Source organism: Stenotrophomonas sp. Sm6012 (assembly GCF_030985895.1).
Classification (GTDB): domain Bacteria; phylum Pseudomonadota; class Gammaproteobacteria; order Xanthomonadales; family Xanthomonadaceae; genus Stenotrophomonas; species Stenotrophomonas forensis.
Genome location: NZ_JAPTFX010000051.1, coordinates 22,542 through 29,058 on the forward strand (window position 1 = coordinate 22,542; position 6,517 = coordinate 29,058).

General features: G+C 65.8%; 5 protein-coding genes. 1 reads left to right on the plus strand and 4 read right to left on the minus strand.

Features of this window, described 5'->3' with window-relative positions; all coding sequences use genetic code 11:
- Positions 1–10: 10 nt before the first annotated feature.
- From O0J73_RS11025 to O0J73_RS11035, 3 genes are read right to left on the minus strand one after another with little or no spacing between them, the layout of a single operon-like run.
- Entirely contained in the window at positions 11–1,150 is a 1,140-nt protein-coding gene (locus tag O0J73_RS11025) for a CfaE/CblD family pilus tip adhesin (protein WP_308308705.1), read from the minus strand.
- Positions 1,147–3,879, minus strand: coding sequence for a TcfC E-set like domain-containing protein (locus tag O0J73_RS11030; RefSeq protein ID WP_308308706.1), 2,733 nt, complete (start codon positions 3,877–3,879; stop codon positions 1,147–1,149). Before O0J73_RS11030 ends, O0J73_RS11025 begins: the two co-directional genes overlap by 4 nt.
- Before the next feature lie 54 nt (positions 3,880–3,933).
- Positions 3,934–4,467, minus strand: a complete 534-nt coding sequence (locus O0J73_RS11035; protein WP_308308707.1) for a CS1 type fimbrial major subunit — start codon at positions 4,465–4,467, stop codon at positions 3,934–3,936.
- A gap of 165 nt (positions 4,468–4,632) precedes the next feature.
- Between O0J73_RS11035 and O0J73_RS11040 the strand changes: the two genes are divergently transcribed.
- Positions 4,633–4,878: a hypothetical protein gene (locus tag O0J73_RS11040; RefSeq protein ID WP_308308708.1), complete on the plus strand. Its 246-nt coding sequence runs from the start codon at positions 4,633–4,635 to the stop codon at positions 4,876–4,878.
- 3 nt (positions 4,879–4,881) lie between these two features.
- Here O0J73_RS11040 and O0J73_RS11045 read toward each other — a convergent pair whose 3' ends face one another.
- The gene (locus tag O0J73_RS11045) at positions 4,882–5,976 is read right to left on the minus strand and encodes a hypothetical protein (RefSeq protein WP_308308709.1); all 1,095 of its coding nucleotides are present in this window, start codon (positions 5,974–5,976) and stop codon (positions 4,882–4,884) included.
- Between the last annotated feature and the right edge of the window lie 541 nt (positions 5,977–6,517).

The following is a 6,517-nucleotide window of genomic DNA, read 5'->3' on the forward strand; positions in this document are numbered from 1 at the left end:
TTTGAGGAGATCAGGGGCGAACCGCGGGCACGCGCAGTTCGACCTTCAGTTCGCCGCTATAGACGCCCTGGCGTTTGCTGCTGGAAGGGAATTGCGGCGTGAGCAGGGTCAACGGCGTGGGCACGCAGTACACCGGCTGGTCGAGCTTGGGCAGCTTGACCAGGCGCAGTGCGGTGCTGTCGACGCCGTGCAGTTGCTCCTCCACACCGTTGCGCATGCGCCGCCTGTTGCCGGCGTAGTCGAGCAGCACGTCGAAGTCGACGCGCTCGCTCTCGTCACCGGTGGTATCCGGATGCCAGACCGAGAAGCCATCACCGCCGGATGGGTGTGGGCCGGCGTCGCGCACGGTGACGCCCAGGTACTCGCTGCTGGAGCCGACGCCGTCGTACAGGCACATATCGACGTCTTTACGTCCGCCGATCATCCTGGCGATCGGGTCGTAGCGCAGATCCAGATTGACGTGAGCGTTGCCGTACTCGAACGCCGGCAGGTAGATCGAGACCGCGTCGTAATCAGTAACCGTAAAATCGAAGTTGAAAATGTAAGTGGCGAGGTGTTCTGCAGTGGGACGGAGCACGCGAAGCTCGATCGTCCCCGACCAACGTCCCGCGGTGAGTTTCAGGAGTTCTGACGACGAAATGAATAGCCCTTTGCCCGTGCCCGCTGCGACGTTCCGGTCGCAGGTTGGGCCTATCGAGGACGAAATTCCATACGTCTCGAAGTTCCAGTAGTCCAGACTGCAATCCTGTATGGCGAATGCCCTGAACAAAGAAGCCGATGCATCGATATCGACTACCAACCCCGTACGTTGTTCCGTGAACTGGGTTGATACTGCAGTACGTTGACTTCCCAGCAGCGTGAGCAAGTCCACTACCGGGCAACGTCCCGTCGACGTATCCGTCGCCGATGCACACACCATGTACAGCTCGCCATAGCGCTTGCTCAGATCCGTGTCGTAGGCCAGCAGCGTGCGTGGCGCCCACAACTCGATATCAGCTGGAACCGAGGATCGATCCCAACTCATCACCACATCCTGTGCGAACGTCCCACGCGGCGGGTCCGTCTGCGGCGGCTGTTGCGCCCACACTCTCGGAACCACCACAGCCAACGCACTCACTACCATCCACACAAACACCACACGCCGTTTCATGGCGTTTCTCCTGTAGCAGCGGTCTGCGGTACAACCGCGATCAAGGACTGTTCCTGCAGCAGACGGGTCACCCGTGCCTGCTGGCGGATCTCCGCCGGCAGCTGCGCCACCGCAAGCGGCTCGCACTGCACTGCGCCCACCAGCAGCACCACGCTGCGGCGTTCGCGCACCTGCAACGGGCACTGCAGCAGGCGGTCGTCCTGCAGCAGGTAGAGGGTCTTTTCCCTGCGCGGAAAGTCGGCCACGAAGCCGCCGTTGGCGCTGGTGCCGGCGACCGGTGCGTTGAGAATGCGTGCGCCGCCCAGTGGCAGGCCGGCAACATCCCGCGCACTGCCGACGAAGGTGTAGGTCACCTCGATCGGCACCGGCATCCGAACCAGGCGGCCAGGCGACAGGAACAGTGGGCGCATGCCGGATACGCCGCTCACCCGCACCGAGGCGATGCCATCCACGGTGCTGGCATCCTGCAGGTCGGCACGGTGCGACTGGTAGGCCTGTAGCGGCATCAGCCGGCGCTCGCCAAGGTTCAGACGCTGGCGGCGCGAGCCCCCCACCTGCAGTTCGGCAGCCACGCCACGCAGGTCGAAATCGTCGGTGTCGTCCACCTGCACGGCCAGGCCAGCATCGGCGGTGGCTCCACCGCCCCAGTAGAGACCGCGCCGGCTCAGCGCAAAGCTGGAGGCATGGTTGGCGCTGTAGGAAAACTCGCTGCGGCCCGGCTGGCGATAGCCACCGATGGTGACGCCGGTCTGGCCCCAGGGGTTCTGCAGCTGGCCGCCCACGGTCGCGCTGTAGCGTTCAGTGTTGGTGGCGCGCAGTTCGGCATTGGCTTCGCGGTAGGTGGCATCCACCTCCTGCCGCAGGCTCTGCGCCACGCTGTAGGTCACGTCCGGGCGCTGGTGTTCGGGCTGGCGCGCATCCACGGCGTAGCGGCGCTGCGAGCTGCCGCGCTCGCCGTTCTGCAGGCGGCTCAGGGCGACGCTGAGGAACACGCCCCTGTCGCGGCTGGAGGGCGTGTTGGTGTTGCCGTCGTTGTGCTGCTGCCATACGCCGGCGCGGCTGGACACACTGAACTCGCCCCAGCGGTCGGTACGGCTGTAGCTGGCCTGCCAAGTGCGGCTGCGCTGGGCTTCGCGGCGCGGGCGCAACGGGTCCGGCGGCAGCCACGGCAGCAGGCCCTCAAGGGGATCTTCGTCAAAGCCAGGCAACGACTGTGCCGGGCGCCAGGTCTGGCGGCGCGTATAGCCCACGTAGGCACTGCCACCCGCCAACGGCAGCGACATCGAGCCACTGAGCGAGTCGCTGCAGCCCAGGCGGTCCCGGCTGTCATCCTGGAAGCGGCAGGCATTGCCGCGCATGCGCTGCTGGTACAGATTCCACGACGCGCGCCGGCGGTACGACAGTTGATGCTGCTGGCCGCTGCTGCCATCGCTGCCACGCAGCACGCTGAAGGCGCCGCGCAGATCCTGGGCCGCGAACTGGCGGCGCACGTCCAGCCGTAGTTCGCCGTAGCTGAAACCGGCGATGTCGGCCACGCCTGCGGTCAGCGCCAGGTCGCGCGCGAGTGGAAAGCGGACACCTGCCTGCAGCGCGCGCTCGCCGTCACCGCTGCGGCTGCGGCGCTCGTCGCGCTGCCCGCCCTGCACGAACCACTGCAGTCGCGTATCGGTCCAGTCACCGCCCTTGTCGAACGGCGCATCCTCGCTGCGCACCAGCACGCCGTCTTCGTAGATGCGCAGGGTGACGCTGTAGCTGCCCATCGGGAAACTGCGGGTATCCAGCTGGTTGACGCCGGCCTGCAGATGGAAAGTCTGCAGCAGCCGCTCGCCCTCGAAGGCATCCACGCGCGCATCGCGTGCCAGCAGCACGGTGAGCGGCGAGGCCTGCATCGCACCGTCGGCGTCCACATAGGCGTAGGTGGTGCCGGCACGCACACCACGGAAGCGGTCCAGCGGCAGCATGCCGAACGCAAAGGTGCCGCCCTGGGTGCTGGACAGGTTGCGCCGGTCCATCAGGCCGACCTGCAGGTAGTGCTCCTGGCCGAGGTCGTGGCGGTAGTACGCGCTGTCCAGCTGGAAGTCATCGCGGCTGCCACTGCGACGGTAGTGCTGGCGGTTGTAGTTCCACTCACCCGCCACATGGCCGCGCTTGAACAGGCCCAGCGTGCCCGCACCCTGCGCGCTCAGCGATTGATAGTCGCGCCCGCCGCTGATGTTGAAGGTCTGCCGGTGCAGCCAGGCGTTTTCCGCGTTGGCGGTGACGTTGTGGAAGCGATGCGCATCCGGTGTCTGCCCGGGAATCCACTGCTGGGCAATGAACAGGCGCAGCACGCCTTCGCCTTCGTCATACAGCGCGTGCACCGCCGCAGGATCTTCCGGCGGTGCCATGTAGCCGCAGCCGGCCGCAGCGCCGCCAAAGCGGCACGCCAGGTGGCTGTTGCGTGGCATCGGCTGCGACAGCGCCGGCAGCAAGGCGGCCTGCGCTTCCGCGGAAAGGCCCAGCGCCTGGGCCACGCGCTGCGGCTCCAGCAGCTGCACGTCATCCAGCGTCACCCGCACCGGCGACAGGCCAGCCGCTTGGCCGAACAGGCTGACGTCCAGCTGCTCGGTCTGGCCTTCCACCAGATCTTCAAAGCCAGCGGGGACGCTGCGGGCGTGGGCCAGCGCTGGCGCCAACGCCAGGGCGAGCGCCATCGCCAGCCGGGTCACGGCGGGTGCGGGAGAATTCATTCGGGGAAATCGCGTTGAAAGGCCGGCCCGTGCTGACGGGCCGGCGGGGGCTTCTTACGGGGTGCCGGTCTTCTGGGCCATCACGATGGCGACCATGCCGTTATACGTGCCAGCAGCGAGAGGGCCCGGGGTGGTCTGCGTGATCTTCAGATCCAGCGGCTTGGACACACCCGGAACTGCGCCATCAAAGAGATCGGCAGCCTTGAAGTCCTGGCTTGCCGTGGTCAGCTCTACGTCGTCCAGGCTCACGGTCATCGGCACCGGCGTGGCACCGACATTGCCCAGAGTCGGCACCAGCTCCAGCGCAGTTCGCAGGCTGACTTCAATATCCTTGTCTTCGTCATTGGTGAAGATGCGCGTGGGCAGCTTCCAGGGCTGCAACCCGCCGACGCGGCCGCCAGTACCCGTCATTTCGGGGTGGTAGTTGAGGGTGATCACATCCGGCAAAGCAGTGCCGTCTTCCTGCTGGAAGGCGAGTGTGGAATCGACATTGGCATAGACTGAGATACGGGTTTCGACTGCCTGTGCAGACAGTGAAGCGGTGGCCAGCGCTGCAGCGAGCGCGGCTTTCTTGATGATGCCGTTCATGGGGCGTGTCTCTCTCGGACAGGAAACGTGAAAGCTTCCCTCCCCTTTCAAGGGAGGGAAGCGCCGCCCGCGGAGGTGGATGCGGGCGACGGAGAGAATGTTAGGAATCCATTGCCCCACAAACCATTCAAGCATTCCTAAAACGCTGAACGTTGTTGAGAATTCTTGAAGCCGCTCAAGGTTTGGGAATTACTCAATATCTCTCATCCTGTTTTTGCAACATTTCTCATTGCTCTGCGCAAACATCATGAAACGCTCAATCCAGAATGGCTCAGGCCGCCTTGCGGCGGCCCGAGGATTCATGCGTTACGCAATCATCAGAAGAAGATCGCGTACAGGATCAGCAGCGGGATCGGAACGCCCAGCAGCCACAGCAGCAACATCTTCATATCCGTTCTCCTGAAACAGTAGGAATTACAGGTCGCGGCGACGGCCGCCCCAGGTGGCGCTGAGGCTGGCGAAGAACGCGCCGATCAGCAGGGTGATGAACAGCCACAGCGCGGCGTACGCCGTCGCCTTGCGTGCATCGTCGGCGGCCTGCTTGGCCGTGGTCTTGGCCTTCTCCAGCGCCGCGCGCATGCGTGTCTGCACGTCGGTCACGCGGGCCTGCGCTTCGGCTTCGCTCATGCCGGTTTCGCGGGCAATCAGCTGCGACAGGTACTGGGTATCGGCCGGGTCCAGGCCATCGCCCTGCAGGCTGTTGACGATGATGCGGTTCACTTCCGCACGCACCTCGCGGCGATCGCCACCAGGGCCACCCGCCATCGGGCGCGGCGGCGGCGTCATCCCGGTCGGGCGCGGACCCGCGTTCGGTGCGGCCGGCGGCGGCGGTGCGGCCGGATCGTTCATCGCACCCGGTGCAGGCGGCGTGCCCGGTACCGGCGGCGCGCCTGCCTCCGGTGCGCCCGGGGCCGGGCGAGCCGCGCTGCGGAACAGCGAATCGACCCAGTAGTTGAGGTCGCCTTCCTGCGCATTGCCTGCAGCGGCGGTGCCTGCTGCTGCCGTGACCATGCCCGCCGTCGACGCGGCTGCACCCGCCGTGGCACCGGCAACCTTGGCGCCTGCACCCAGCACGCCACCGATGGCCGAGGTCAGCAGGCCGGCGGTGAGCAGCGTGGCCACCGCCCACGACACGAAGCCATGCGCAGTGTCGCGGAAGTAGGTTTCATCGCCGTGGATCAACGTCCACTTGGTGCGCAGGCGACCGGCCAGATAGCCACCCAGGCCCGAGGCGGCCAGCGCGGTGAAGGTAAGCCAGGCGATGCTGGACCAGCCGAAGGTTTCCTTGCTGACACCTTCGAACGACCACGGCGACACCGACGACAGGCCGAGGCCGACGCCAAGGATCAGCAGGATGAGGGACAGTGCGGCGGCAGCGACGGCGCCCACAAAGATCGCGCCCCAGGACACCGCGCTTTCGCTGGCGGGCGGGACGACCGGTGCGGTGACGACGGTGGCAACGTCGGGGCCGAGCGGGCCACGCTCGGGTGGATCAAATCGGGTACTCATCGGGATGGACGCTCCATTTCAAGGGCTGCGGGTGCAGCTGGCGTCCTGAGGCTGCGCGAGCGCTTGTGAAGCTGGTGAGACCCTTGAATCACGCGGTCTTGGCGCGGTGGTGGTTCAACGCCCGTCGAGCCCGGTAGATCCACGCCATGCGTGGATGGTTTGCGCGGAAAGCGTGCCAACCAAGGTTGGCACCCACCAGAGCGTGGGCATCGGTAGATCCACGCCATGCGTGGATGGCTTGGGCCGAAAGCGTGCCAACCAAGGTTGGCACCCACCAAAGCTCGGGCATCGGTAGATCCACGCCATGCGTGGATGGTTTGCGCGGAAAGCGTGCCAACCAAGGTTGGCACCTACCAGAGCGTGGGCATCGGTAGATCCACGCCATGCATGGATGGCTTGGGCCGAAAGCGTGCCAACCAAGGTTGGCACCCACTAAAACGGGGGCATCGGTAGATCCACGCCATGCGTGGATGGTTTGGGCCGAAAGCGTGGCCACCAACCGTGGCCCCCACCACAACCCAAAAAAAAACCCCCCCCCGCC